Below are 22370 nucleotides of genomic sequence, written 5' to 3'. Positions count from 1 at the left end.
TAGTCGAACACCTGTTCGAACAGTAAGCCGTGTCCACAGCCCGGGCACGCGATGGTCAGACCGGCCCGGCAGGATGGTGAGGTGACAACGAATGCCTCGGAACAGCCCGCCCCCACCCTGCGTTTCGCCGTCCTGGCGGACGATCCCTCGCTCGAGGACGCCCTCTGGGAGATGCCGAGCTCGTGGCCGGAGTTCATGCTCCACGACCCGATCGGCAACGGCTACTACGCCGCGCTGGACCAGTTCCCCGAGCACGTGCTCGTCTGCTTCGACGAGTCGGGAGAGGTGGCCGCCAAGGCATTCTCCGTCCCTTTCCACCTCGACGGTGACGAGCTGCCCGCCGACGGGTGGGACGGGGTGATCCGCCGGGGCCTGGCAAGCCGGCTGCCCGGACGGCGGGAGCCGAACGCCGTCTCCGCGGTCGAGATCGCGGTCCGGCCGGACCTGCAGGGACGCGGCCTCTCCCACCAGGTGCTGGTGGCGCTGCGCGACAACGCCGCCCGGCTCGGCTACCCCGAGCTGGTGGCGCCGGTGCGGCCGAACGGGAAGACCGACCCGCACCAGCCGATGTCCGCGCATGCCTTCGCCGTCCGCGACGACGGGCTGCCCGTCGACCCGTGGCTGCGGGTGCACGTGCGCGCCGGAGGCCGGATCGACTCGGTGGCGCCCCGTTCGATGGTGATCCCCGGGACGCTCGAGGAGTGGCGCTCCTGGACGGGTCTCGCCTTCGACCGGACCGGGCCGGTCGAGGTGCCGGGCGCGCTCACCCCGGTCCACTGCGACGTGGCGAACGGCACGGCGGTCTACGTCGAGCCGAACGTCTGGGTGCGGCACCGCACCGGCGCCTGAGCGACGCGTCAGTCGGAGCCGAAGAGGTCGCGGGTGTAGACGCGGTCGGCGACGTCGGCGATGTCGTCGGTGAGGCGGTTGGCGACGATGAGGTCGGCCTCGTGCTTGAAGGTGGCGAGGTCGCGGATGACGCGGGAGCCGAAGAAGGTGTCGTCACCGAGCTCGGGCTCGTAGACGACGACCTCGACGCCCTTGGCCTTGATCCGCTTCATGATCCCCTGGACGGAGGAGGAGCGGAAGTTGTCCGAGCCGGCCTTCATGATGAGGCGGTGGATGCCGACCACGCGGGGCTGGCGGTCGAGGATGTCGAAGGCGATGAAGTCCTTGCGGGTGCGGTTGGCCTCGACGATGGCGGAGATGAGGGTCTGGGGGACCTCGGAGTAGTTGGCGAGCAGCTGCTTGGTGTCCTTGGGCAGGCAGTAGCCGCCGTAGCCGAAGGACGGGTTGTTGTAGTGGGTGCCGATCCGGGGGTCGAGGCCGACGCCGTCGATGATGGCGCGGGTGTCGAGGCCGCGGGTGACGGCGAAGGAGTCGAGCTCGTTGAAGTAGGCGACCCGCATGGCGAGGTAGGTGTTGGCGAAGAGCTTGATGGCCTCGGCCTCGGTGGGGTCGGTGAGCAGGACCGGGACGTCGGACTCCAGGGAGCCGGCCAGCAGCAGGTCGGCGAAGCGGCGGGCCCGTGCGGAGCGCTCGCCGACGATGATGCGGGAGGGGTGGAGGTTGTCGAGCAGGGCCTTGCCCTCGCGGAGGAACTCGGGGGAGAAGACGACGTTGTCGGTGCCGAGGCGGGCGCGGACGTCGTGGACGTAGCCGACGGGGATGGTGGACTTGATCACCATCACCGCGTCGGGGTTGACCGCGGTGACGTCGCGGATCACGGAGTCGACGGTGGAGGTGTCGAAGTAGTTGGTCGCGGCGTCGTAGTCGGTGGGGGTGGCGATCACGACGTACTCGGCGTCGGCGTAGGCGGCGGCCGGGTCGAGGGTGAAGCTCAGCCGCAGGTCGCGGGTGGCGAGGTAGTCGGAGATCTCGGCGTCGTGGATGGGCGACTTGCGGGCGTTGAGCGCGTCGACCTTGGCCGGGTCGACCTCGACGCCGACCACGTCGCAGTGCTGGGCGAGCAGCACCGCGATGGAGAGGCCGACGTACCCCAGCCCCACCACGACGATCCGGGGGCAGTCGGCGGCGGAGCGGGGGTCGGTGCTGCTCGGGTCCGTGGTCACGAGGAGTGAGTCTAGGGAGGACGGGTACGGGGGTGGCATGAAGATCATGCGGAACCTCGCCCTGGCCGGAGTCGCCAAGAAGGTGTACGACGAGGCGCGCAAGCCTCACAACCAGGCCAAGATCAAGTCAGCCGTCGAGAAAGCCAAGGCCAGGCGAGCGGGCGGACGATGAGCGCAGGCGCCGGCGCCCGGCTGCGGGCGGGCGCCGTCGCGGGCGTGCTGGCTGCCGGGCTCCTCGCCGTGGGACCGCCGGCCTCCGCCGAGAGCGTCTCGGTCGTGGACGAGAAGGGCCCGCGGCTCCAGGAGCCGGCCAACCAGCTGCTCAAGGGGCGGCTCAGCTACGAGCAGGCGCGCACCGTCTTCGTGGCGAAGGTAGCCCGGCTCAACCGCAACAAGACGCGGGTCTACGGCAGCGTCTACTACCCCGACGGCAGCAGCGTGAAGGTCCGCACCCGCTACCGCCAGGGGCAGCTCGTCGCCCGCGGGACGTTCACCCGCGCGGGCCAGAGCGAGGGGACCGCGATCCCGGTGGACGCCGAGTGGGACCAGGCCCGCAACCGGGTGCGGATGGAGCTCGACGGCGCCGACGACCCGAAGCCCTTCAACCGGAAGGCCCGGCTCGACGTCTACACGGTGACCAAGGGCGCCCAGCACGGACCGCACTGCCCGATCGTCGGTGGCAAGGTCCAGCCCTGCAACGACGACTACGTCACCGCCGAGCTCACCCGCACCCGCGGCTGAGCGGCACGCTCAGAGCGCGGCCGCGACCTCGGTGCCCTGCTTGATGGCCCGCTTGGCGTCGAGCTCGGCGGCCACCTCGGCTCCGCCGACCAGGTGCACCGCGGGCCCCTCCAGCGCGTCGTAGAGGTCGCGCACCGACTCCTGCCCGGCGCAGACCACCACGTGGTCGACGTCGAGCACCTGCGGGTCGCCGTCGACGACCAGGTGCAGGCCGGCGTCGTCGATCCGCTCGTAGGTCGCCCCGCGGACCTGGCGCACCCCGGACTGCTTGAGCACCGCGCGGTGCGCCCAGCCGGAGGTCTTGCCGAGGTCGACGCCGATCGGGGTCTCCTTGCGCTGGATCAGGGTGACCTCGCGCACCGCGTGACGCGGCTTGGCCTCGGTGAGCCCGCCGCGGTGCACCGAGGGGTCGCCGACGCCCCAGTGCGACATCCACTCCTCGAGCCCCTCCTCGGCCGGGTCGTGGGTGAGGAAGTGCGAGACGTCGACCCCGATGCCGCCCGCCCCGATCACCGCGACCCGGCGGCCCGGGACCACCCGGCCGCTGAGCACGTCGGCGTAGGAGACGACCTTGGGGTGGTCGATCCCCGCGATCCGCGGCACCCGCGGCTCCACGCCGGTGGCCACGACCACGTGGTCGAAGCCGGCCAGGTCGCCCGCGCGGGCCTCGGTGCCGAGGCGCACGTCGACCTCCAGCACCTCCAGTCGCCGGGCGAAGTAGCGCAGCGTCTCGGCGAACTCCTCCTTGCCGGGTACCTGCCGCGCCAGCCGGAACTGGCCGCCGATCTCGGCGGACCGCTCGAAGAGGGTGACGGCGTGGCCGCGCTCCGCGGCGCTCACCGCGGTGGCCAGCCCAGCCGGGCCGGCGCCGACGACGGCGACGCGCTCGCGACGACGCACCGGACCCAGCACCAGCGTGGTCTCGTGGCAGGCGCGCGGGTTGACCAGGCAGGACGACGTCTTGTTGCTGAAGGTGTGGTCGAGGCAGGCCTGGTTGCAGGCGATGCAGGTGTTGATCTCGTCGGCGCGGCCGGCGGCGGCCTTGTTGACGAAGTCGGGGTCGGCCAGCAGCGGGCGGGCCATCGAGACCAGGTCGGCGCCGCCGGAGGCGAGGATCTCCTCGGCCACCTCCGGGGTGTTGATCCGGTTGGAGGCGCAGACCGGCACCGAGACCTCGGCCTTGAGCCGGGCGGTCAGCGAGCGCCACGCCGCCCGTGGCACCTGGGTGAGGATCGTCGGCACCCGCGCCTCGTGCCAGCCGATGCCGGTGTTGAACGCCGTGACGCCGGCCTCCTCCAGGCGGAGCGCGAGCTCGGTGGTCTCCTCCCACGTCTGGCCGTCCTCGACCAGGTCGAGCAGCGAGATCCGGTAGACCACGGGGAAGTCGCCGACCAGCTCGCGGGTGCGCCGGACCACCTCGACGGGGAAGCGCATCCGGGCCTCCGCGGAGCCGCCCCACCGGTCGGTGCGGTCGTTGGTGCGGGCGGCGAGGAACTGGTTGATCAGGTAGCCCTCGGAGCCCATGATCTCGACCGCGTCGTAGCCGGCCTTCCTGGCCAGCGCCACGGACTTGGCGAAGTCGGTCGCGGTCCGGTCGACGGCCTTGGTGGAGAGCGCGGCGGGCTTGAACGGGGTGATCGGCGACTTGCGCGTCGAGGCGCCCACGCTGAACGGGTGGTAGGCGTAGCGCCCGGCGTGCAGCACCTGCAGCGCGATCGCGCCGCCCTCGGCGTGCACCGCCGCGGTGACCCGCTGGTGGCGCATCGCCTGGAGCCGGGTGGTCATCTCCGAGGCCAGGGGCTTGAGCCAGCCCCGCTTGGCGGGCGCGTAGCCGCCGGTGACGATCAGCCCGACGCCGCCACGGGCGCGCTCGGCGAAGTAGGCCGACAGCCGGTCGAGGTGCCAGGGGGCGTCCTCGAGCCCGGTGTGCATCGAGCCCATCACCACCCGGTTGCGCAGGGCCAGCGGGCCGAGCTGCAGCGGGGAGAGCAGGTGCGGGTAGTCGCTCACGGGTGGTCCTCCTGGTGGGGTGCGGCGCCGTGGGCGCCGAGGTAGTCGTCGAGCCAGCCGATCCAGAACTCCTCCAGCCGGATGCCGCCGCGCAGCACCAGGTACTGGTCGAGCTCGTGGCCGCGGAGGTCGGCCGGGTCGGCGTAGGCCTTCTCCATCCGGCGGTAGTGGTCGAGCCGCAGGTGGTGGTCGGCCAGGTTGCCGCGGAGCACCTCGAGCACGGCGGCGCGGTCGCCGAACGAGGCGCCGCGCATCTTGACCGCGATCTCGCTGCGCAGCTCCTCCATCGGGGTGGGGCGGGCGAGCCACTCCGCCAGCGCCGCGGCGCCCGCGCTGGTCACGGCGTAGACCTTCTTGTCGGGCTTGCCGGCCTGCGGGACCACCTCGACCTCCAGCCAGCCGTCGCCCTCCATCCGGGCGAGCACCCGGTAGATCTGCTGGTGGGTGGCGTGCCAGAAGAAGCCGATCGACTTGTCGAACCGACGGGCCAGCTCCAGTCCGGAGCCGGGCTTCTCGCTGAGCGCCACCAGCAGGGCGTGTTCCAGGGCCACCGCGGAAGAGTGGCATACCAGTGCAACGAGTTGCAATCCCCACAAATGGGCGGCTCCCGCTCTCGGCAGGGCGAGGAGCACGGGCTGGCGGACGAGTGATCCCGCAATTGTGACAGTGGTTCTGTCACAATGCCGAGCATGGTCTACGCACTCGGTCAGGGAACTGGCCCGCTCGCGGGCGTCAAGGTCGTCGAGATCGCCGGGATCGGCCCCGGGCCGCACGCCTGCACGATCCTGGCCGACCTGGGCGCCGACGTGATCCGCGTGGAGCGGCCCGGGGGCAACCCGCTCGGTGGCGGGCCGGCCGACCTGCTCACCCGGGGCCGGCCCAGCGTCGCCCTCGACCTGAAGAACCCGGCGGCGGTGGCCGCCGTCCTCGAGCTGGTCGCGAGCGCCGACGTGCTCGTCGAGGGGATGCGCCCCGGCGTCACCGAGCGCCTCGGTCTCGGGCCCGAGCAGTGCTGGGAGCGGAACCCGGCGCTGGTCTACGGCCGGATGACGGGCTGGGGCCAGGAGGGCCCGCTCGCCGAGGTCGCCGGGCACGACATGAACTACGTGGCGGCCGCCGGGGTGCTGCACGGGCTCGGCCAGGACCGGGACCGGCCGCACTTCCCGACCAACCTGCTGGGCGACTTCGGCGGCGGGTCGACGTACCTGGTGATCGGCGTGCTCGCGGCGCTGCTCGAGGCGAAGGTCTCCGGGCAGGGCCAGGTGGTCGACGCCGCGATCGTCGACGGCACCGCGCACCTCAACCTGATGGGCGCCAGCCTCCAGGCGATGGGCGTGCTGGGGGAGCAGCGCGCGGCCTCGCTGCTCGACGGCGGCGTCCCCTACTACGACGTCTACGAGACCAGCGACGGCCAGCACCTCTCGGTCGGCGCGCTGGAGCCGCAGTTCTACGCCGAGCTGGTCCGGCTGCTCGGCCTCGAGGAGCTGCCCGACCGCGACGACCCGGCCAACCTGCCCGCCATCCGGGAGGCGTTCACCGCCCGCTTCAAGGAGGGCACCCAGGCCGAGTGGGCCGAGGTCTTCGACGGCACCGACGCCTGCGTCTTCCCGATCGTGCCGATGGCCGAAGCCGCGCGCCACCCCCACCTGGCCTCCCGCGGCACCTACGTCGAGCGTGACGGCGTGCTGCAGCCGGCCCCGGCGCCGCGCTTCTCCCGGACCGCGGCGACCGTGCAGCGCTCCCCGCAGGCGGTGGGCGGCAGCACCCGCGAGGCGCTGGAGGCCTGGGGCGTCACCGACGTCGAGGGCCTCCTCGCCTCCGGCGCCGCCGTGCAGGCCTGAGCCCGCGCTAGATTCTCGCCATGGGTACCCCTGAGCACGTCGACGTGCTGATCATCGGAGCCGGCCTCTCCGGGGTCGGAGCGGCCAGCCAGCTGAGCCGCGAGCTGCCGGGCAAGAGCTACCTGATGCTCGAGCGCCGCCCGCGGATGGGCGGTACCTGGGACCTCTTCCGCTACCCCGGCGTCCGGTCGGACTCCGACATGTTCACCCTCGGCTACCGGTTCAAGCCGTGGCGCGGGGAGAAGGCGCTGGCCGACGGCGCCTCGATCCTGGAGTACGTCAAGGAGACCGCCACCGAGCACGGGGTGGACCGGCACGTGCGCTACGACCGCCGTGTCGTCGCCGCCGACTGGGACTCGGAGAGCGCCCGGTGGACCGTCGACGTGGAGACCACCCGCGAGGACGTCGGCGGCGGCACGATCACCGCGCACGAGACCTACACCTGCGGCTTCCTGTGGGCGTGCAGCGGCTACTACGACTACGACCGCGGCTACCTGCCCGAGCTGCCCGGCCTGGCCGACTTCGGCGGCACCGTCGTCCACCCCCAGCACTGGCCCGCCGGCCTGGACTACGCCGGCAAGCGGGTCGTGGTGATCGGCTCCGGCGCCACCGCGGTGACCCTGGTCCCGGCGATGGCGCTGCCGGCCGTCGAGGAGGGCGGGGCGGCGCACGTAACGATGCTGCAGCGCTCCCCGACGTACGTCCTCCCGGTGCCCGGCGTGGACAAGATCGGCCGCGCCTTCAAGCGGTTCCTGCCGGAGAAGGCGTCGTACGCCGTGACCCGGTGGAAGAACGTCGCCCAGGCGACGATCCTCTTCCAGGCCTCCCAGAAGTGGCCGGGCCCGATGCGCCGGCTGATCCGCAAGCTCAACGCCAAGATGCTGCCCGAGGGCTACCCGGTCGACGTCCACTTCAAGCCGACCTACGGCCCGTGGGACCAGCGGATGTGCCTGGTCCCCGACGGCGACCTCTTCCGCGCGATCAAGCAGGGCGACGCCGACGTCGCCACCGGCACCATCGAGACCTTCGACGAGACCGGCGTCCGGCTCACCGACGGGACGCACCTGGACGCCGACGTGGTGGTCACCGCGACCGGCCTCAACCTGCTCGCCTTCGGCGGCATGGAGCTGTGCGTCGACGGGAAGCCCGTCGACCTCACGCAGACGATGGCCTACAAGGCGATGATGCTCTCCGGCGTCCCCAACTTCGCCTTCACGATCGGCTACACCAACGCCTCGTGGACGCTCAAGGCAGACCTGGTCGCCGAGTACGTCTGCCGGTTGCTGGCGCACCTCGACGCGCACGGGTACGGCGCGGCCGTCCCGGTCCATGACCCCGAGGTGGGCGAGGAGCCGTTCATGGACTTCGGCGCAGGCTACGTGCTCCGCGCGCTCGACCGGCTGCCCAAGCAGGGGTCGGTCGAGCCGTGGAAGCTGCGGCAGAACTACGTCCACGACGTGCGCACCATCCGCCGCGGGGCGATCGACGACGGCGTCCTCGCCTTCCGTTGAGCCAGCCGCCGCCCGAGCGGTGAGAAAGGCCGGGGATTCTCCGGATATCGGGACGGAGGAGTAGTCTCCCCCTCAGACGCCTCGTCAAGTCTTGCCTCGAGCGTCCTGCGGAGCCCGACACGCTCGGGATCCGCCCTCACACTCGTGAGGCACACGCAGCGGTCCGAGACCGTCAGCCCCGCCACCGGCGGAAGCGCGTTGGTGAGACACCAACCGAAAGATCAACACATGAACTTCGCCGAACTCGGCGTGCCCTCGAACCTGTCCGCAGTGCTCGAGGCGCAAGGCATCACCATCCCCACCCCCATCCAGGCGGCCACGCTGCCCGACTCGCTGGCCGGACGCGACGTCCTCGGCCGCGGCCGGACCGGCTCCGGCAAGTCCTACGCCTTCCTGCTGCCGCTGGTCGCCCGCCTCGACGCGAGCAAGATGCCGGCGATGTCGCGCAAGCCGCGCGCCCTCATCATGGCGCCGACCCGCGAGCTGGTCACCCAGCTCCGTGACGCGCTCACCCCCCTCGCCAAGGAGGCCGGCCTCTCCACGCTGACCGTCTTCGGCGGCGTCGGCCAGGGCCCGCAGGTCGCCGGCCTCAAGAAGGGCGTCGACATCGTCATCGCCTGCCCCGGCCGCCTCGAGGACCTGATGGGCCAGGGTCACTGCGACCTCTCGGCCATCGAGGTCACCATCCTCGACGAGGCCGACCACATGGCCGACCTGGGCTTCCTGCCCGGCGTGAAGCGGATCATGGACAAGACCCCCAAGCAGGGCCAGCGGCTGCTCTTCTCCGCCACCCTCGACAAGGCAATCGACGTCCTGGTCAAGCGCTACCTGACCAACCCGGTCACCCACCAGGCCGACTCGGCGCAGTCCCCGGTCTCGAAGATGTCGCACCACGTGCTCCACGTGGGCCGCGAGCAGCGCGTCCCGGTCCTGGTCGACCTGACCAGCGCCCCCGGCCGCACCGTGATCTTCACCCGCACCAAGCACGGCGCCAAGGCGCTCGCCCGCCAGCTCAACAGCAAGGGCGTGACCGCGGTCGAGCTGCACGGCAACCTGTCGCAGAACGCCCGCACCCGCAACATGGAGGCGTTCCACTCCGGCAAGGCCTCCACCCTGGTGGCCACCGACGTGGCGGCCCGTGGCATCCACGTCGACGACGTGGCCCTCGTGGTGCACGCCGACCCGCCGTCGGAGCACAAGGCCTACCTGCACCGCTCGGGCCGCACCGCTCGCGCCGGCGCCGAGGGCACCGTGATCACCCTGATGACCGACGACCAGGTGCGCGACGTGCGCGACCTCACCCGTCTGGCCGGCATCAAGCCGACCACCACCAAGGTCACCTCGTTGGGTCACCCGATCCTCGTCCAGCTCGCGCCGGGCGAGCGCACGCTGGTGCCGGGTGGTTACGCACCCCCGGCACCGGCGGGTACGCGCCCCGCCGGCGAGCAGGGCCAGGCCCGCAGCGGCGGCGGCGCTCGCAACCGCTCGCGTCGCTCGGGCGTCAAGGCCGGTGGCCAGGGCGGCACCGCCCAGGGTGGCAGCCGCACCGGCGCCAAGGCAGGTGCCCGCACGGGTGCCAAGGCCGGCGCGCCGAGTGGCGGCGGCAACCGCCGTCGCTCCGGCGGTGGCAGCGCCTCGGTCTACAGCACCTCCACGGGCGGCTCCTCGCACAGCGCGTCGTCGTTCAGCGGACGCCGCTGACCTCAGCACCACCCACGACCCCGTACGGCGCCCCGGCGCCGTGCGGGGTCGTCGTGCGTGGTGAGACCGTGGGAGAGGGAACTCCGCGCGCACCCCGGTCGTTGAGCCGCTTCCCGACCCGAGGAGCCCTGTGACCGCACCGACCGACCCCTCCCGCTCCGTCCAGCACCAGACCGACCGCCTCGTCGAGCTGGGCTACCCGCCGCTCGCCGGGCTCTCCGAGGCGGAGCTGCGGGCGCTGGTGGCGCCCCTGGTCGAGCTCGCCCCCGACCTGACCGGGTACGCCGACGGCCCGGGCGCGGTCTCCGTCGTCCTGGTCCTGCCCCGCGAGGTCGTCGACCCGGCGCTGACCGTGCCGCTGCTCCGCCTGGTCTCCGGCAACCGGCCGGGCGTCGTCGACCGCAACCACGGGGAGGAGGGTCTCGACCCCTTCCGCCCCGTCGCCGGGCTCCGGACGCCGACCACCCCCTACCTGCTGCTCGGCGTCGAGCGAGGGGAGGAGTTCTGCGGGGTGGCGCCCGAGGAGGCGCTGCCGGTGATCACCTCGCGGGGGCGCACCCCGCTGACCATCGAGGAGGGGATCGCACTGGTGACCCAGGCGCCGCACCTGCTGGAGAAGAACAGGTGCTTCATGCTCTCCGGCTCCCGGCGCACCGGGCTCCCCGGCGACCGGCGGGTGCCGGCGCTGTGGATCAGCGACCGGGCGCCCAAGCTCGGCTGGTGCTGGGACGGCAACCCGCACCCCTGGCTGGGCGTCGCCTCGGCGGCCGGCCGTGCGTGGCCCTCGTAGAGTCGTCCGAGAGGGCAGGAACGCTGCCGAGGGAAGGCTGGTGGGCGGTGCGCGCCTGGGTGCGTCGTGCGTTGTGGGACGTGGTGCCCCGCGACCAGCGTGACACCGCAGCCGCGCTGCGCCGGCGCCAGGTGGTCGTCGTCCTCGTGGTGCTGCTCGGCGCCGCCCTGCTCGGCTGGTCGGTGCGCCTGGAGCCGGGCGACGACCTCTTCTACCTCGGCACGGCCGCGCTGGCGGCGCTCTGGACGGCCGGCTCCTTCGTCTCGGGCCGGCTCCACCTGGGCCGGATCGCCTTCCGGGACCGGCTGACCCGGCCGGTCCTCACCCCGCTGGCGCTCGGCCTCGGGCTGGCCGGGATCTTCATCCTGGGGGCCCTGGTGGTGCGGCGGGTCCCGTTCCTGGAGGACCAGGTGGGCTCGGTCCTCGACTTCGCCGACGAGGGCTCGGTGCCGCTGCTGGTGCTGATCACCGCCGTCAGCGGCGTCGCCGAGGAGCTCTTCTTCCGCGGTGCCGCCTATGCCGCGATCCCGCGGCACCCGGTGCTGTGGACCAGCCTTGCCTACGTCGTCGCCACGGCGGCGACCGGCAACGTGATGCTCACCTTCGCCGCCGGTCTCCTCGGGGTGCTCTGCGGCCTGCAGCGGCGGGCCTCCGGCGGGATCCTGGCGCCGGCGCTGACCCACGTGAGCTGGTCGCTGACCATGCTGCTGGTGCTGCCGCTGCTCATCGCCTAGCGGCCGTCCTCCTCCAGGGCCCGGCGCACCGCCTCCTCGTAGCCGACCGGCTCGAACGGGAGCAGCTCGCGGATCGAGTGGTCGGAGACCACGACCTCGGTGTTCATCGAGTCGATCAGGTTGCGGCCGGTGGTGGCGTCGATGTCGGTGACGAAGGAGAGCCAGTAGGAGGAGAGGCGCGGGGTGAAGACGGGGACCGGGACGATCGGGACGGCGTCCCCGTGCATCACCTCCGAGGCGATCTCGAGCATCCGCCGGTAGGTCAGCACCTCCGACCCGCCGACCTCGAAGACCCGGCCGAGCGCGAGGTCGTGGTCGACCACGCCGACCAGGTAGCGGACCACGTCGTCCAGGGCGATCGGCTGGGTGCGGGTGGCCGACCAGCGCGGCACCACCATCATCGGCAGGTTCTTGACCAGCTGGCGGGTGATCTCCCACGAGACGCCGCCGCGGCCCACCACGATCGCGGCGCGCAGCACGGTGACGGGGCAGCCCGCCTCGCCGAGCAGCCCCTCGACCTCGCGCCGGCTCCGCAGGTGCGGGGAGAGGTCGGCGCCGTCGGAGCCGAGGCCGCCCAGGTAGACGATCTGCCGGACGCCGGCTGCCGCCGCCTGCTCGCCGAAGGTCCGGGCGGCCCGGGCGTCCTCGGCCTCGAAGTCGTCGCTGTCGAGGGAGTGCACCAGGTAGAACGCCACGTCGACCCCCGCCATCGCGGCGGCCAGGCTCTCGGGGTCGGTGACGTCGGCCCCGACCGCGCTGCCGGGCCCGTCGTACGCGGCGGGGCGGCGTGTCATCGCGCGCACGTCGTACCCCTCCGCCAGGAGCGCGGGGACGAGACGGCTGCCGACGAAGCCGGTGGCCCCGGTGACGAGCACGGTGGTGGCGGTCATAGGTGCAGCCTAGGCAGGCGCACGTGGGCCGACGGGGGAGTAGATTCGCGCCATGAGCAGTGAGACCGCCCCCCGCACCCTCGACGAGGCCCAGGTCTGGGAGTTCCTGACCCGCCGTGAGTTCGGCCGCCTCGCCTTCCACCTGGCCGACGAGGTCCACATCGCCCCGGTCAACTACGCGGTGGACCACGGCACCCTGCTCTTCCGCACCGCGGAGGGCAGCAAGCTGCTGGGGATCGTGATGAACCCCGACGTGGCGTTCGAGGTCGACGAGTACGACGACCGCGAGGCGACCAGCGTGGTCCTGCGCGGGACCGCCCGCAAGCTCGAGGAGGACGAGGAGCACCGGGCCGAGAACGTCCCGCTGCGGCCGTGGGTCGACGACCTCAAGTACAACGTCGTCGAGATCACCCCGACCGAGCTCAGCGGCCGCCGCTTCCTCCTCAGCCGGCCGTGGCTCCACCTGCGCACCGACCTCGGCTGAGCCGCCTGCTCACCTGGTGTCGAGCGCCTGCTCCTGGAGCGCCAGCACCGGGTCGAGCCGGGTGACGGTGCGGGTCTCGAGGTCGACCATCACGGCCATGTCGTCGGGCAGCGGCGTCCAGCCCGGCTCGTCGAGCCCGCTGGAGATGACGGTCAGGCCCTCCTCCTCGGTGCGGTAGTCCATCGCGAAGTACTCGCTCAGGTGGCGCGGGGGCACGTCGTCCTCGTCGTCGAAGAGGTTGCGCAGGCCCTCCCGCGGCGAGGTCGCCCGGCTGTTGACGTGGATCGCGACCATGTGGGTCGGGGTGAGCATCAGCGCGTTGAGGCTGCAGTCGGCGAAGTCGCGGAGCAGGATGCCCAGCGCGTGCCTCACCCCCGCCTCGAGGTCGCCGTGCTCGTCGACGCACTGCTTGACGAACCGGAAGTAGCGCTCGCTGTCGGTGTCGCCGACCAGCTTCTCGCGGGTCGCCGGGGTCAGCAGCGTCTCCAGGTCGGCGATGGGGGAGACGTGGCCGTTGTGGGCGAAGGCGTAGTCGCCGTCCACGAACGGGTGGGTGTTCTCCTCCCGGACCGGGAGGCCTCCGGTGGCCCACCGCAGGTGGACGAAGCCGGCGCGCCCCAAGCGCTGCTCGACCAGCTCGGCGTACTGCTGGTCCTCGCCCGCCGACCTCGGCGAGGCCACCGACCGGGTGCTGCCGTCCTCGTCGTGCCAGGCCATCCCCCAGCCGTCGCCGTGCACGGCTGTGAGGGCGGTGAAGCCCTCCAGCCCCTCGGGTCCGAGCAGCTCCGCCACCGACGTCGGCTCCTCGCGCACGTAGCCCAGCAAACGGCACATCTGGTTCGTCTCCTCCTGGCGTCCGGGGGTGTGGGATCCGTCTCCGATCCGTCTCCACTGTGCCTCATGGGCCCGGATGCCCGGTCGCAGGGATGTACGGAATCGGGCGCGTCGCGGTAGGAAAGGGCGCATGCGAGCCATGGGTGTCGAGGAAGAGCTGCTGCTGGTGGAGCCGACGACGGGTGCCCCGGCCTCCAGGGCGGCGCAGGTGCTGAGAGCGGCCGAGGTGCGCGAGGCGCGGGACCCGGCGCCGGCGACGGAGAAGGGCGGCTCGCTCGGCCACGAGGTGCAGAAGAGCCAGGTGGAGACCGACACGCCCCCCGAGGTGGGGCTCGACGCGCTCGAGAAGGCGCTGCGGGCCTGGCGCGAGCGGACCCGGGCCAGCGCGCTGGAGGTCGGTGCCCGGGTGCTGGCCACCGGGACCTCGCCGCTCGAGGGCGGCACCAGCCACCTGCGCACCCCGCGGTTCGACGCGATGGCTTCGCGCTACGGCCTGACCATGGCCGAGCAGCTCACCTGCGGGTGCCACGTCCACGTGGACGTGAAGGACGACGAGGAGGGGGTCGCCGTCCTGGACCGGATCCGGGTCTGGCTGCCGGTGCTGCTGGCGCTCAGCGCCAACTCCCCGTGGAGCAGCGGCGTGGACACCGCCTACGAGAGCTACCGCTCGCAGATGATGATCCGCTGGCCGAGCAGCGGGCCGACCCCGGTCTTCGGCTCGGTGGAGGCCTACCGCGCGCACGTCGACGCGATGCTGGCCACCGACGTCCTGCTCGACGAGGGGATGGTCTACTCCGACGCCCGGATCTCCGCCCGGCACCCGACGGTGGAGGTGCGGGTCGCCGACGTCTGCCTCGACGTCCGCGACGCCGTGCTGTACGCCGCGCTGAGCCGGGCGCTGGTGGAGACCGCCGCCCGGGAGTGGGCCGACGGCCGGCCGGCCCCCGGCGCCGAGGTGCCGGTGCTGCGCCTGGCCACCTGGCAGGCGGGCCGCTACGGGTTGACCGGTCACCTGATTGACCCGACCTCGTGCCGGCCGCAGCCCGCCCGCGAGGTGGTCGACGCCCTGCTGTCGCACGTGGACGACGCGCTCGGGAGCTACGGCGACCGGGACGCGGTGCACGTGGGCGTCGAGCGGGTCTTCCGCGACGGCACCGGCTCGGCGCGGCAGCGCGCCCTGCTGGCCGAGCGCGCGCCCGCCGCGGTCGTCTCCCAGCTGGCCCGGATCACCGCCGGCGACGAGGGCTGAGCGGGGCGCCTCAGCCGCTGCGCCGCCGGATGCCCTCGCGCTTGGTCTCGTCCATCGCCGCCTCGTAGGCGGAGACCAGGGAGGTGATCGAGAGCGGCTTGAGCCGCTCCACCACCTCCTGGAGCCGCGCGGGGGTCATCCCGGACTCCTTGTACGTGGGCCAGACCATGGTCCGGAAGAGCTCGTAGAGCTCCTCGGCGATCTCCCGGCCGTGCCGGGCGAAGAGCTCGGAGGCAGCCTTGGCGGCCTCGACCGGGTAGCCGAGCTCGAGCAGGCCCAGGCCCACCGAGAGCTGGGAGACCGCGACGGTGTAGCCGCCGTCGGGGCCGGGCCGGACGATGTCGAGCTCCTCCAGGGTGGCCAGGTCGTCGTCGCCGAGCGGGCGTCCGGCCCGCCCCTCCAGCTCCTCGCGGGTCATCGACACCGGGTGCTCGGCCATCCAGGGGGCGAGCATGGTCCGGTGCAGGGCGACGTCCGCGGCCGAGGCGGTCGCGGGGATCGAGGCGACGTACCGCTCGATCGCGGAGAGGGTGAGCCCGTGGCTCTGCAGCTCCTGGACCAGCTCGAGCCGGGCCACGTGGTCGGCGGTGTAGTAGCCGGACCGACCCCGCCTGATCGGCGGCGGCACCAGCCCACGGGTGGTGTAGAAGCGCACGTTGCGCACGCTCATGCCCACCCGGGCGGTCAGCTCCTCGAGGGTGAGCAGGTCCGGCACGGTGCTCTCCATGCGGTCGCTCCTCGCGTGGTGTGGATCACAGTGGACAGGGAAGGCCCCGCCTCTTGACGATTGTGACAGCAAGAGTGTCACAATCGCAGCACACCCAGCCACGACGGACGCCGTACGGCGAGCCGAGCGGCACCACGGCACCAGCAAGGACGGTCATGGCAGAAGCATTCGTGTACGACCACATCCGCACCCCCCGCGGCAAGGGCAAGGCCAACGGCACCCTCCACGAGGTCAAGCCGATCGATCTCGCGGTCGGGCTGCTCGACGCGGTGCGTGAGCGCAACCCGGGCCTCGACCCGGGCCGCGTCGACGACGTCGTCCTGGGCGTCGTCTCCCCGATCGGCGAGCAGGGTGCCGATCTCGCCAAGACCGCCGCGCTCGCGGCCGGCTACCCCGACCACGTCGCCGGCGTCCAGCTCAACCGCTTCTGCGCCTCGGGCCTCGAGGCCGTCAACCAGGCGGCCTCCCGGGTCCGCGGCGGCTTCGAGGACCTGATCCTCGCCGGTGGCGTCGAGTCGATGAGCCGCGTCCCGATGGGCTCCGACGGCGGCCCCTGGGCCCAGGACCCGGCCACCGCGATGAAGTCCGGCTTCGTGCCCCAGGGCATCGGCGCCGACCTGATCGCCACCGTCGAGGGCTTCACCCGCGCCGACGTCGACGCCTTCGCCGCGCAGTCGCACGCGCGGGCCGCCAAGGCGTGGGCCAACGGCTACTTCGACGGTGCCGTGGTGCCGGTGCGCGACCTCAACGGCCTGGTGGTGCTCGACCGCGACGAGACCATCCGTCCCGGCACCACGCCGGAGAGCCTGGCGGGCCTCAAGCCGTCGTTCGCCCAGATCGGCGCCGACGCCGGCTTCGACGACGTGGCGCTGGAGAAGTACCACTGGCTGGAGCGGATCGACCACGTGCACCACGCGGGCAACTCCTCGGGGATCGTCGACGGCGCCGCGCTGATGGCGATCGGCACCGAGCAGGTGGGCCAGGAGCTCGGGCTCACCCCCCGCGCGCGGATCATCGCCGCGGCCGTCTCCGGGGCCGACCCGGTGATCATGCTGACCGGTCCCGCGCCGGCCGCGCGCAAGGCGCTGGCCAAGGCCGGCCTCGAGGTGGGCGACATCGACCTCTTCGAGATCAACGAGGCGTTCGCCGCGGTCGCCCTGCGCTTCATGCGCGACATGGGGATCAACGACGAGATCACCAACGTCAACGGCGGCGCCATCGCCATGGGCCACCCGCTCGGCGCCACCGGCACGATGATCCTCGGCACCCTGATCGACGAGCTGGAGCGCCGTGGTCAGCGTCGCGGCCTGGCCACGCTCTGCGTCGGTGGCGGCATGGGCATCGCCACCATCGTCGAGCTGGTCTGACCTCCCCCACTCTCTCCGCGAAGGAACCACGACTGACATGAGCAGCACCCAGACAGACCAGAGCGCCGTGCGCTACGACCGCGACGCCGACGGCGTCGTCACCCTCACCCTCGACGACCCCACGTCGAGCGCCAACACCATGAACGAGCTCTACCAGCGCTCGATGGAGGCGGCCGTGAGCCGCCTGCACGACGAGGTGGACTCCGTCACCGGCGTGATCATCGCCAGCGCCAAGAAGACCTTCTTCGCCGGCGGCAACCTCAAGATGATGAGCCAGGCGACCAAGGACGACGCCGCCGCCATCTTCGCCGAGGTCGAGGCGATGAAGGCGACCCTGCGCCGCCTGGAGACCTTCCCCCGCCCGGTGGTCGCCGCGATCAACGGCGCCGCGCTGGGCGGTGGCCTGGAGATCGCGCTGGCCACCCACCACCGGATCGCCGTCGACGACAGCAGGATCAAGATCGGCCTGCCCGAGGCGACCCTGGGCCTGCTGCCGGGCGGCGGCGGGGTCACCCGCACCGTGCGGATGCTCGGCCTGCAGACCGCGCTGATGGACGTGCTGCTCCAGGGCACCCAGTTCAAGCCGGCCGACGCCAAGGCCAAGGGCCTGGTCGACGAGCTGGTCGCCACCCAGGACGAGCTGCTCCCGGCGGCGCGCGCCTGGCTGGCCGGCGTCAAGGACGACGACGCCGCGGCGAAGCAGCCCTGGGACCGCCCCGGCTACAAGATGCCCGGTGGCAACCCGAAGTCGCCCGCGATGGCGGCGTTCCTGCCCGCCTTCCCGGCGCTGCTGCGCAAGCAGCTCAAGGGCGCCGACTACCCGGCCCAGAAGGCGATCCTGGCCGCGGCGGTCGAGGGTGCGATGACCGACTTCGAGACCGCCTCGCGGATCGAGTCGCGCTACATCACCAGCCTGATCACCGGTCAGAACTCCAAGAACATGATCCAGGCGTTCTTCTTCGACCTCCAGGCCATCAACTCCGGCTCGCTGCGGCCGCAGGGGATCGAGAAGTTCAAGGCGACCAAGGTCGGCGTCCTGGGCGCCGGGATGATGGGCGCCGGCATCGCCTACGTCTGCGCCCGCGCCGGCATGCAGGTCGTGCTCAAGGACGTGGAGCAGGCGAACGCCGAGAAGGGCAAGGCCTACAGCGAGAAGCTCAACGCCAAGGCCGTCTCCCGGGGCAGGCTGACGCAGGAGAAGTCGGACGAGCTGCTCGGCCGGATCACCCCGACCGCCGACCCCGCCGACCTGGCCGGCTGCGACCTGGTGATCGAGGCGGTCTTCGAGGACGCCTCGCTCAAGGCGAAGGTCTTCGCCGAGGTGGCGCCGTACGTCAACGGCGACGCGCTGCTCTGCTCCAACACCTCCACCCTGCCGATCACCGAGCTGGCCCAGGGGGTCGACCGCCCGGCCGACTTCATCGGCCTGCACTTCTTCTCCCCGGTCGACAAGATGCCGCTGGTGGAGATCATCCGGGGTCGCGAGACCTCGGACGCGACGCTGGCCAAGGCCTACGACGTGGTCCAGCAGATCCGCAAGACCCCGATCGTGGTCAACGACAGCCGCGGCTTCTACACCTCGCGGGTGATCGGCACCCAGATCAACGAGGGGCTGCGGATGCTCGGCGAGGGCGTCCGCCCGATGACCCTGGAGCGGGCCGCCACCCAGGCCGGCTTCCCGGTCGGCCCGCTGCAGATCAGCGACGAGCTCAACCTCGAGCTGATGAAGAAGATCCGGATCGCCAACGAGGCGGCTTGGAAGGCGGCGGGCAAGGACGTCTCCGCCGACCCCTCGACCCAGGTGGTGGAGAAGATGCTGGAGCTCGGCCGCTCCTCCAAGCTCAAGGGCGCCGGCTTCTACGAGTACGCCGACGGCAGGCGGGCCGGGCTCTGGTCCGGCCTCGCCGAGACCTTCCCGCCGGCCCCGGAGCAGATCCCGTTCCGCGACGTGCAGGACCGGATGCTCTTCATCGAGGCGCTGGAGACCGCGCGGTGCTTCGAGGAGGACGTCATCACCTCCGCCGCCGCGGCCAACATCGGCTCGATCATGGGCATCGGCTTCCCGGCCCGCACCGGTGGGGCGGCGCAGTTCATGACCGGGTACGAGGGCGCCGACGGCAGCGTCGGGCTGGCGGCGTTCGTGGCTCGCGCCGACGAGCTCGCGGCGGCGTACGGCGAGCGCTTCGCGCCGACCGCCCGGCTGCGGGAGATGGCGGAGCAGGGCGACTCCTTCCCCGCCTGACCCCCGCCTGACCCGCGCCGAGGGGAAGCGGGAGCGGTGCTCCCGCTTCCCCTCGCGCATGTCCCATGTTTTGCCACGCCGGAGGCGGCGGTCGGTGAGAATCGGCGGGTGACCGACGCCGTCCCCCAGCCCGCCGTCCTCGTGGAGGACCTGCACGTCCGCTTCGGCGAGGTCGAGGCGGTCGCCGGCGTCTCGCTCGCGGCGTACGCCGGGCAGTCCACCGCCCTGCTCGGCCGCAACGGCGCCGGGAAGTCGACCACCATGCGGGTGCTGGCCGGGGTCGTCCCCCCGACCCAGGGCCGGGTCGTCGTCGCCGGGCACGACGTGGCGCGCGAGGCGCTCGCGGTGAAGCGGGCGGTCGGCTACTGCCCCGACGTCGGTGGCCTGGTGCCCCGGGCCACACCCTGGGAGCACCTCCAGCTCGCCGCCCGGCTGCGGCGGATGACCGACTGGGAGCCCCGGGCCCGCGAGCTGCTGGAGCGCTTCGAGCTCGGCGACGTGGCCCACCGGGTGACCGCCGGCTTCTCCCACGGCATGGGGCGCCGGCTCTCGGTGATCCTGGCCGCCTTCCACCGCCCCGAGGTGCTGCTGCTCGACGAGCCCTTCGACGGGGTCGACCCCATCGGGGTGGAGGCCACCTTCGAGGTGGTCGCCGACGCCCGGGCGCGGGGCGCGAGCGTCCTCCTCTCCACCCACCTGCGTGAGCTCGCCGTCGAGGTCTGCAGCTCGGCGCTGGTGCTGCGCGGCGGCGAGCGGGTCGCCACCCTGGACGCCGGGGAGCTCCTCGGGGAGGTCGGCGCCGATGCCTACCGTGCGCTCCTCGACTGAGGCCCGCCCGGTCGCGGCCGCCTGGGACGAGCTCGTGGTCCGTCCGGTGGCCGACGCCCGCCACCTCGTCCGCTTCCGGGCCGCCGGGGTACGCCGTCCCCGCGCGATGCGGTTGGGCTGGACGGTGCTCCTCGGGATCACCGCGCTGGTCCTCGTCGTCCCCGCCTTCGCCCCCGGCGCGGGCCGGGAGGCGGGACGCAGCCTCGACGTGCTGCTCCTGCTGCCCACCTTCATGGCCGGCTTCCTGGCCCTGGCCGTGGTCTCCGCCGTCGCCTCCGGGGGCGGCCGCGAGCTGCTGCCGCACGCGCAGGCCGTCGCCTTCCCGGTCAGCCCCACCACCGACCACCTCGGCGCGCTGCTGCAGGCGCCGCTCAACATCGCCTGGCTGATCCAGGCCTGGTTCCTGCTCGGGGCCGCAGCCTGGGGCAAGGGGCCCGACGGGCTGCTCCCGCTCCAGCTGGTGCTGCTGCTCTGGCTCGCCCTGGCCACCGCGGTCGCCCAGGTGCTGGCCTGGACGACGGAGGCGCTGCGGCGCCGCCCCCACGGCGTCGGCGTGGTCCGGGCCCTCGGCGCCGGGGTGGCCGGCGTCGCCTTCTGGCTCCAGCTCGCGGACCTGTGGGGACCGGTGCTCGACGCCCTGCCGACGCTGACCCTGGTGGTGGCGGGGGTGGGCGGCTGGTCCCTGGAGTGGCTCGCCGCCGTCGCCTTCGAGGCGACGGTCGTCGTGCTGGCCGTGGTGCTCGGCGCGGTTCCGGCGCACGCCACGGCCCGGCGGCAGGCCCGGGACGAGCAGCGCGTCGAGAGCGCGAGCTTTCCCGCCCGCCGCACCCCGCGCTCCGAGCTGGGGATGCTGGTGCGGATCGACCGTGCCTCGGTCTGGCGGGCGGTCCCGATGCGCCGCGGCCTCGGGGTGCTGGCTGTCGGCCCCGGCCTGGTCGCGCTCGCCGGCGCGCTCTCCTGGGACATGGTGGTGATCCTGCCGGGGCTGGTGGTCAGCGGCGGCGTCCTGCTCTTCGGGGTCAACGCCTGGTCGCTCGACGGGCGAGGCGGGCTGTGGCGCGAGAGCCTCCCGGTGGAGCCGGCCCTGGTCTTCCGGGCCCGCAGCCAGGTGATGGTCGAGTGGCTCCTGTGCGCGGCGCTGGTCACCGTCCTGCTCGCGTCCCTGCGCGCGGGCCCTCCCACCGGCGCCGAGGTGACGGCGCTGCTCTGCGCCCTGCTGGTGGTGACCGCGCAGGTGGTGGCGGTGGCGATGACCTGGTCGATCCGGCGGCCGTTCTCCGTCGACCTGCGCTCGGCGCGCGCGACGCCCGCCCCTCCGGTGGTGATGGTCGGCTACTCCGCCCGGCTGGCGACCAGCACCACGGTCACCGCGATGGTCTTCTCCGCGCTGTCGTGGACGGCGCCCGGCTGGGTGAGCGTCGCCGTGGCGGTCCCGCTCCTGGCCTGGTCGGGGGTCAGGTGGCGCCGCGCGGCGGCCCGGTGGGCGGATGCCCCGACGCGGGCCCTGGTGGTCACCACCGTGGCCGCCTGAGGCGTCCGGCTCAGACCAGCCGGCGGAAGAGCGGCAGCGGTGCGTGCCGCAGCACCCGCGCCAGCGGCTCCCACGGCAGCCCGGGCACGTAGGCGGAGGCCCGCTCGGCCTCCATCGCCGAGACCATGGAGCGGACCCCGCGCTCGGTCGAGGCGAGCAGGGGCGGCGGGGTGGAGCCGGGGCCGGTCGGGTTCATCTCCGAGGCGATGTAGCCGGGGTAGAGCACGGTGACCTTGATCGGCGTGCCGTGGAGCTCGGCGCGCAGCCCCTCGGCGAGGTGCGCCACCGCCGCCTTGGTGGCGCCGTAGGTGGTCATCGACTTCGGCATCCCGCGGACCGCGGAGACGCTGGAGACGACCACCAGGTGGCCGCTGCCCTGCGCGCGGAAGAGCTCCATCGCGGCCTCGGTCTGGGCCAGGGCGCCGACGAAGTTGGTCATCGCGGTCTCGCGGTTGGCGTCGAAGCGGCCGGTGCCGAGCGGGGCGCCCTTGCCGATGCCGGCGTTGACCACCACCCGGTCCAGCGTCAGGCCCTCGGCGGCGAAGTCGTCGCGGAACCCGCGGACCACGTCGAAGACCTGGTCGTGGTCGTTGACGTCGAGGGCGCGGAGGTGGACGGGGTGGCCCGGGTGGGCGGCCCGGATCTCGTCGCGCAGCTCCTCGAGCCGGTCGGTGCGGCGGGCGCAGAGGGCGAGCGGGTGGCCCCGGTCGGCGAGCTGGCGGGCCATCTCGGCGCCCAGACCGCTGCTGGCGCCGGTGATCAGGGTGGGCCTCGGGGTGCTGCGCGCCTGGGTCATGGGCGCCAGTGTGACAAACCGG

General features: G+C 72.8%; 21 protein-coding genes. 14 read left to right on the top strand and 7 right to left on the bottom strand.

The features are described 5' to 3' along the window. The first annotated feature begins 81 nt into the window (after nucleotides 1-81). Nucleotides 82-849 carry an N-acetyltransferase gene (locus AC3X7R_RS08835; RefSeq protein WP_489965244.1) on the top strand — a complete coding sequence of 256 codons (768 nt, stop codon included), beginning with the start codon at nucleotides 82-84 and terminating at the stop codon, nucleotides 847-849. An 8-nt stretch (nucleotides 850-857) separates the two neighbouring features. Here the strand turns inward: AC3X7R_RS08835 and AC3X7R_RS08830 are convergent, their stop codons facing one another. Then, the gene (locus AC3X7R_RS08830; protein WP_489965912.1) at nucleotides 858-2009 is read right to left on the bottom strand and encodes a nucleotide sugar dehydrogenase; all 1152 of its coding nucleotides are present in this window, start codon (nucleotides 2007-2009) and stop codon (nucleotides 858-860) included. Between the two features lie 100 nt (nucleotides 2010-2109). Here AC3X7R_RS08830 and AC3X7R_RS08825 point away from each other — a divergent pair, with 100 nt between their 5' ends. Together AC3X7R_RS08825 and AC3X7R_RS08820 are read left to right on the top strand one after the other, a co-directional pair. Continuing rightward, on the top strand, nucleotides 2110-2244 hold the full coding sequence (locus AC3X7R_RS08825) for a hypothetical protein (RefSeq protein WP_489965243.1): 135 nt from the start codon (nucleotides 2110-2112) through the stop codon (nucleotides 2242-2244). Further along, on the top strand, nucleotides 2241-2813 hold the full coding sequence (locus AC3X7R_RS08820; protein WP_489965242.1) for a hypothetical protein: 573 nt from the start codon (nucleotides 2241-2243) through the stop codon (nucleotides 2811-2813). Before AC3X7R_RS08825 ends, AC3X7R_RS08820 begins: the two co-directional genes overlap by 4 nt. A 9-nt stretch (nucleotides 2814-2822) precedes the next feature. Here the strand turns inward: AC3X7R_RS08820 and AC3X7R_RS08815 are convergent, their stop codons facing one another. Then, the gene (locus tag AC3X7R_RS08815) at nucleotides 2823-4823 is read right to left on the bottom strand and encodes an FAD-dependent oxidoreductase (RefSeq protein WP_489965241.1); all 2001 of its coding nucleotides are present in this window, start codon (nucleotides 4821-4823) and stop codon (nucleotides 2823-2825) included. After that, nucleotides 4820-5374 (bottom strand): PadR family transcriptional regulator, encoded by a 555-nt coding sequence (locus tag AC3X7R_RS08810; protein WP_489965240.1) that lies wholly within the window; start codon nucleotides 5372-5374, stop codon nucleotides 4820-4822. Before AC3X7R_RS08810 ends, AC3X7R_RS08815 begins: the two co-directional genes overlap by 4 nt. Before the next feature lie 138 nt (nucleotides 5375-5512). Between AC3X7R_RS08810 and AC3X7R_RS08805 the strand changes: the two genes are divergently transcribed. The 5 genes from AC3X7R_RS08805 to AC3X7R_RS08785 all read left to right on the top strand — a co-directional run bounded on the left by AC3X7R_RS08805 (nucleotide 5513) and on the right by AC3X7R_RS08785 (nucleotide 11400). After that, a complete protein-coding gene (locus AC3X7R_RS08805; protein ID WP_489965239.1) occupies nucleotides 5513-6664 on the top strand; it encodes a CaiB/BaiF CoA transferase family protein in 1152 nt (383 codons plus the stop codon). 20 nt (nucleotides 6665-6684) lie between these two features. Further along, nucleotides 6685-8175, top strand: a complete 1491-nt coding sequence (locus tag AC3X7R_RS08800) for a flavin-containing monooxygenase (RefSeq protein ID WP_489965238.1) — start codon at nucleotides 6685-6687, stop codon at nucleotides 8173-8175. Between the two features lie 228 nt (nucleotides 8176-8403). Further along, complete coding sequence (locus tag AC3X7R_RS08795; protein ID WP_489965237.1) at nucleotides 8404-9876, top strand: DEAD/DEAH box helicase; 1473 nt, start codon at nucleotides 8404-8406, stop codon at nucleotides 9874-9876. A gap of 130 nt (nucleotides 9877-10006) precedes the next feature. Next, a complete protein-coding gene (locus AC3X7R_RS08790) occupies nucleotides 10007-10666 on the top strand; it encodes a DUF5701 family protein (protein WP_489965236.1) in 660 nt (219 codons plus the stop codon). Nucleotides 10667-10713: 47 nt separating this feature from the next. Then, nucleotides 10714-11400, top strand: coding sequence for a CPBP family intramembrane glutamic endopeptidase (locus AC3X7R_RS08785; protein WP_489965235.1), 687 nt, complete (start codon nucleotides 10714-10716; stop codon nucleotides 11398-11400). Here the strand turns inward: AC3X7R_RS08785 and AC3X7R_RS08780 are convergent. Beyond that, nucleotides 11397-12290 (bottom strand): NAD(P)H-binding protein, encoded by an 894-nt coding sequence (locus tag AC3X7R_RS08780; protein ID WP_489965234.1) that lies wholly within the window; start codon nucleotides 12288-12290, stop codon nucleotides 11397-11399. The two genes, AC3X7R_RS08785 and AC3X7R_RS08780, sit on opposite strands and share 4 nt — an antisense overlap. Before the next feature lie 52 nt (nucleotides 12291-12342). Here AC3X7R_RS08780 and AC3X7R_RS08775 point away from each other — a divergent pair, with 52 nt between their 5' ends. Then, on the top strand, nucleotides 12343-12774 hold the full coding sequence (locus AC3X7R_RS08775; RefSeq protein ID WP_489965233.1) for a pyridoxamine 5'-phosphate oxidase family protein: 432 nt from the start codon (nucleotides 12343-12345) through the stop codon (nucleotides 12772-12774). A gap of 9 nt (nucleotides 12775-12783) precedes the next feature. Here the strand turns inward: AC3X7R_RS08775 and AC3X7R_RS08770 are convergent, their stop codons facing one another. Beyond that, nucleotides 12784-13608: a class II glutamine amidotransferase gene (locus tag AC3X7R_RS08770; RefSeq protein WP_489965232.1), complete on the bottom strand. Its 825-nt coding sequence runs from the start codon at nucleotides 13606-13608 to the stop codon at nucleotides 12784-12786. Between the two features lie 130 nt (nucleotides 13609-13738). On the opposite strand from AC3X7R_RS08770, the gene AC3X7R_RS08765 reads away from it, so the two are divergent. Then, nucleotides 13739-14857, top strand: a complete 1119-nt coding sequence (locus AC3X7R_RS08765) for a carboxylate-amine ligase (RefSeq protein WP_489965231.1) — start codon at nucleotides 13739-13741, stop codon at nucleotides 14855-14857. Between the two features lie 10 nt (nucleotides 14858-14867). Here the strand turns inward: AC3X7R_RS08765 and AC3X7R_RS08760 are convergent, their stop codons facing one another. Then, nucleotides 14868-15584 (bottom strand): MerR family transcriptional regulator, encoded by a 717-nt coding sequence (locus AC3X7R_RS08760; RefSeq protein ID WP_489965230.1) that lies wholly within the window; start codon nucleotides 15582-15584, stop codon nucleotides 14868-14870. 155 nt (nucleotides 15585-15739) lie between these two features. Here AC3X7R_RS08760 and AC3X7R_RS08755 point away from each other — a divergent pair, with 155 nt between their 5' ends. The 4 genes from AC3X7R_RS08755 to AC3X7R_RS08740 all read left to right on the top strand — a co-directional run bounded on the left by AC3X7R_RS08755 (nucleotide 15740) and on the right by AC3X7R_RS08740 (nucleotide 21552). Then, entirely contained in the window at nucleotides 15740-16951 is a 1212-nt protein-coding gene (locus AC3X7R_RS08755) for an acetyl-CoA C-acetyltransferase (RefSeq protein ID WP_489965229.1), read from the top strand. Nucleotides 16952-16988: 37 nt separating this feature from the next. Beyond that, complete coding sequence (locus AC3X7R_RS08750; protein WP_489965228.1) at nucleotides 16989-19193, top strand: 3-hydroxyacyl-CoA dehydrogenase NAD-binding domain-containing protein; 2205 nt, start codon at nucleotides 16989-16991, stop codon at nucleotides 19191-19193. A gap of 108 nt (nucleotides 19194-19301) precedes the next feature. Further along, nucleotides 19302-20021: an ABC transporter ATP-binding protein gene (locus AC3X7R_RS08745; RefSeq protein WP_489965227.1), complete on the top strand. Its 720-nt coding sequence runs from the start codon at nucleotides 19302-19304 to the stop codon at nucleotides 20019-20021. Continuing rightward, nucleotides 20005-21552 (top strand): hypothetical protein, encoded by a 1548-nt coding sequence (locus AC3X7R_RS08740; protein ID WP_489965226.1) that lies wholly within the window; start codon nucleotides 20005-20007, stop codon nucleotides 21550-21552. Before AC3X7R_RS08745 ends, AC3X7R_RS08740 begins: the two co-directional genes overlap by 17 nt. 10 nt (nucleotides 21553-21562) lie before the next feature. Here AC3X7R_RS08740 and AC3X7R_RS08735 read toward each other — a convergent pair whose 3' ends face one another. Then, nucleotides 21563-22348: an SDR family oxidoreductase gene (locus AC3X7R_RS08735; RefSeq protein ID WP_489965225.1), complete on the bottom strand. Its 786-nt coding sequence runs from the start codon at nucleotides 22346-22348 to the stop codon at nucleotides 21563-21565. Between the last annotated feature and the right edge of the window lie 22 nt (nucleotides 22349-22370).

It is taken from the genome of Nocardioides sp. Z22_16 (assembly GCF_058134365.1).
The sequence above is the reverse complement of the archived record's forward strand: the minus strand, read 5'-3'. Positions and strand labels throughout refer to the sequence as shown.

What these genes read in the sequence shown, in the direction of transcription:
- AC3X7R_RS08825 (WP_489965243.1), top strand. Translation starts at nt 2,110, where the DNA reads ATGAAGATCATGCGGAACCTCGCCCTGGCCGGAGTCGCCAAGAAGGTG.
- AC3X7R_RS08820 (WP_489965242.1), top strand. Translation starts at nt 2,241, where the DNA reads ATGAGCGCAGGCGCCGGCGCCCGGCTGCGGGCGGGCGCCGTCGCGGGC.
- AC3X7R_RS08805 (WP_489965239.1), top strand. Translation starts at nt 5,513, where the DNA reads ATGGTCTACGCACTCGGTCAGGGAACTGGCCCGCTCGCGGGCGTCAAG.
- AC3X7R_RS08800 (WP_489965238.1), top strand. Translation starts at nt 6,685, where the DNA reads ATGGGTACCCCTGAGCACGTCGACGTGCTGATCATCGGAGCCGGCCTC.
- AC3X7R_RS08795 (WP_489965237.1), top strand. Translation starts at nt 8,404, where the DNA reads ATGAACTTCGCCGAACTCGGCGTGCCCTCGAACCTGTCCGCAGTGCTC.
- AC3X7R_RS08780 (WP_489965234.1), bottom strand. Translation starts at nt 12,290, where the DNA reads ATGACCGCCACCACCGTGCTCGTCACCGGGGCCACCGGCTTCGTCGGC.
- AC3X7R_RS08775 (WP_489965233.1), top strand. Translation starts at nt 12,343, where the DNA reads ATGAGCAGTGAGACCGCCCCCCGCACCCTCGACGAGGCCCAGGTCTGG.
- AC3X7R_RS08770 (WP_489965232.1), bottom strand. Translation starts at nt 13,608, where the DNA reads ATGTGCCGTTTGCTGGGCTACGTGCGCGAGGAGCCGACGTCGGTGGCG.
- AC3X7R_RS08765 (WP_489965231.1), top strand. Translation starts at nt 13,739, where the DNA reads ATGCGAGCCATGGGTGTCGAGGAAGAGCTGCTGCTGGTGGAGCCGACG.
- AC3X7R_RS08760 (WP_489965230.1), bottom strand. Translation starts at nt 15,584, where the DNA reads ATGGAGAGCACCGTGCCGGACCTGCTCACCCTCGAGGAGCTGACCGCC.
- AC3X7R_RS08755 (WP_489965229.1), top strand. Translation starts at nt 15,740, where the DNA reads ATGGCAGAAGCATTCGTGTACGACCACATCCGCACCCCCCGCGGCAAG.
- AC3X7R_RS08750 (WP_489965228.1), top strand. Translation starts at nt 16,989, where the DNA reads ATGAGCAGCACCCAGACAGACCAGAGCGCCGTGCGCTACGACCGCGAC.
- AC3X7R_RS08735 (WP_489965225.1), bottom strand. Translation starts at nt 22,348, where the DNA reads ATGACCCAGGCGCGCAGCACCCCGAGGCCCACCCTGATCACCGGCGCC.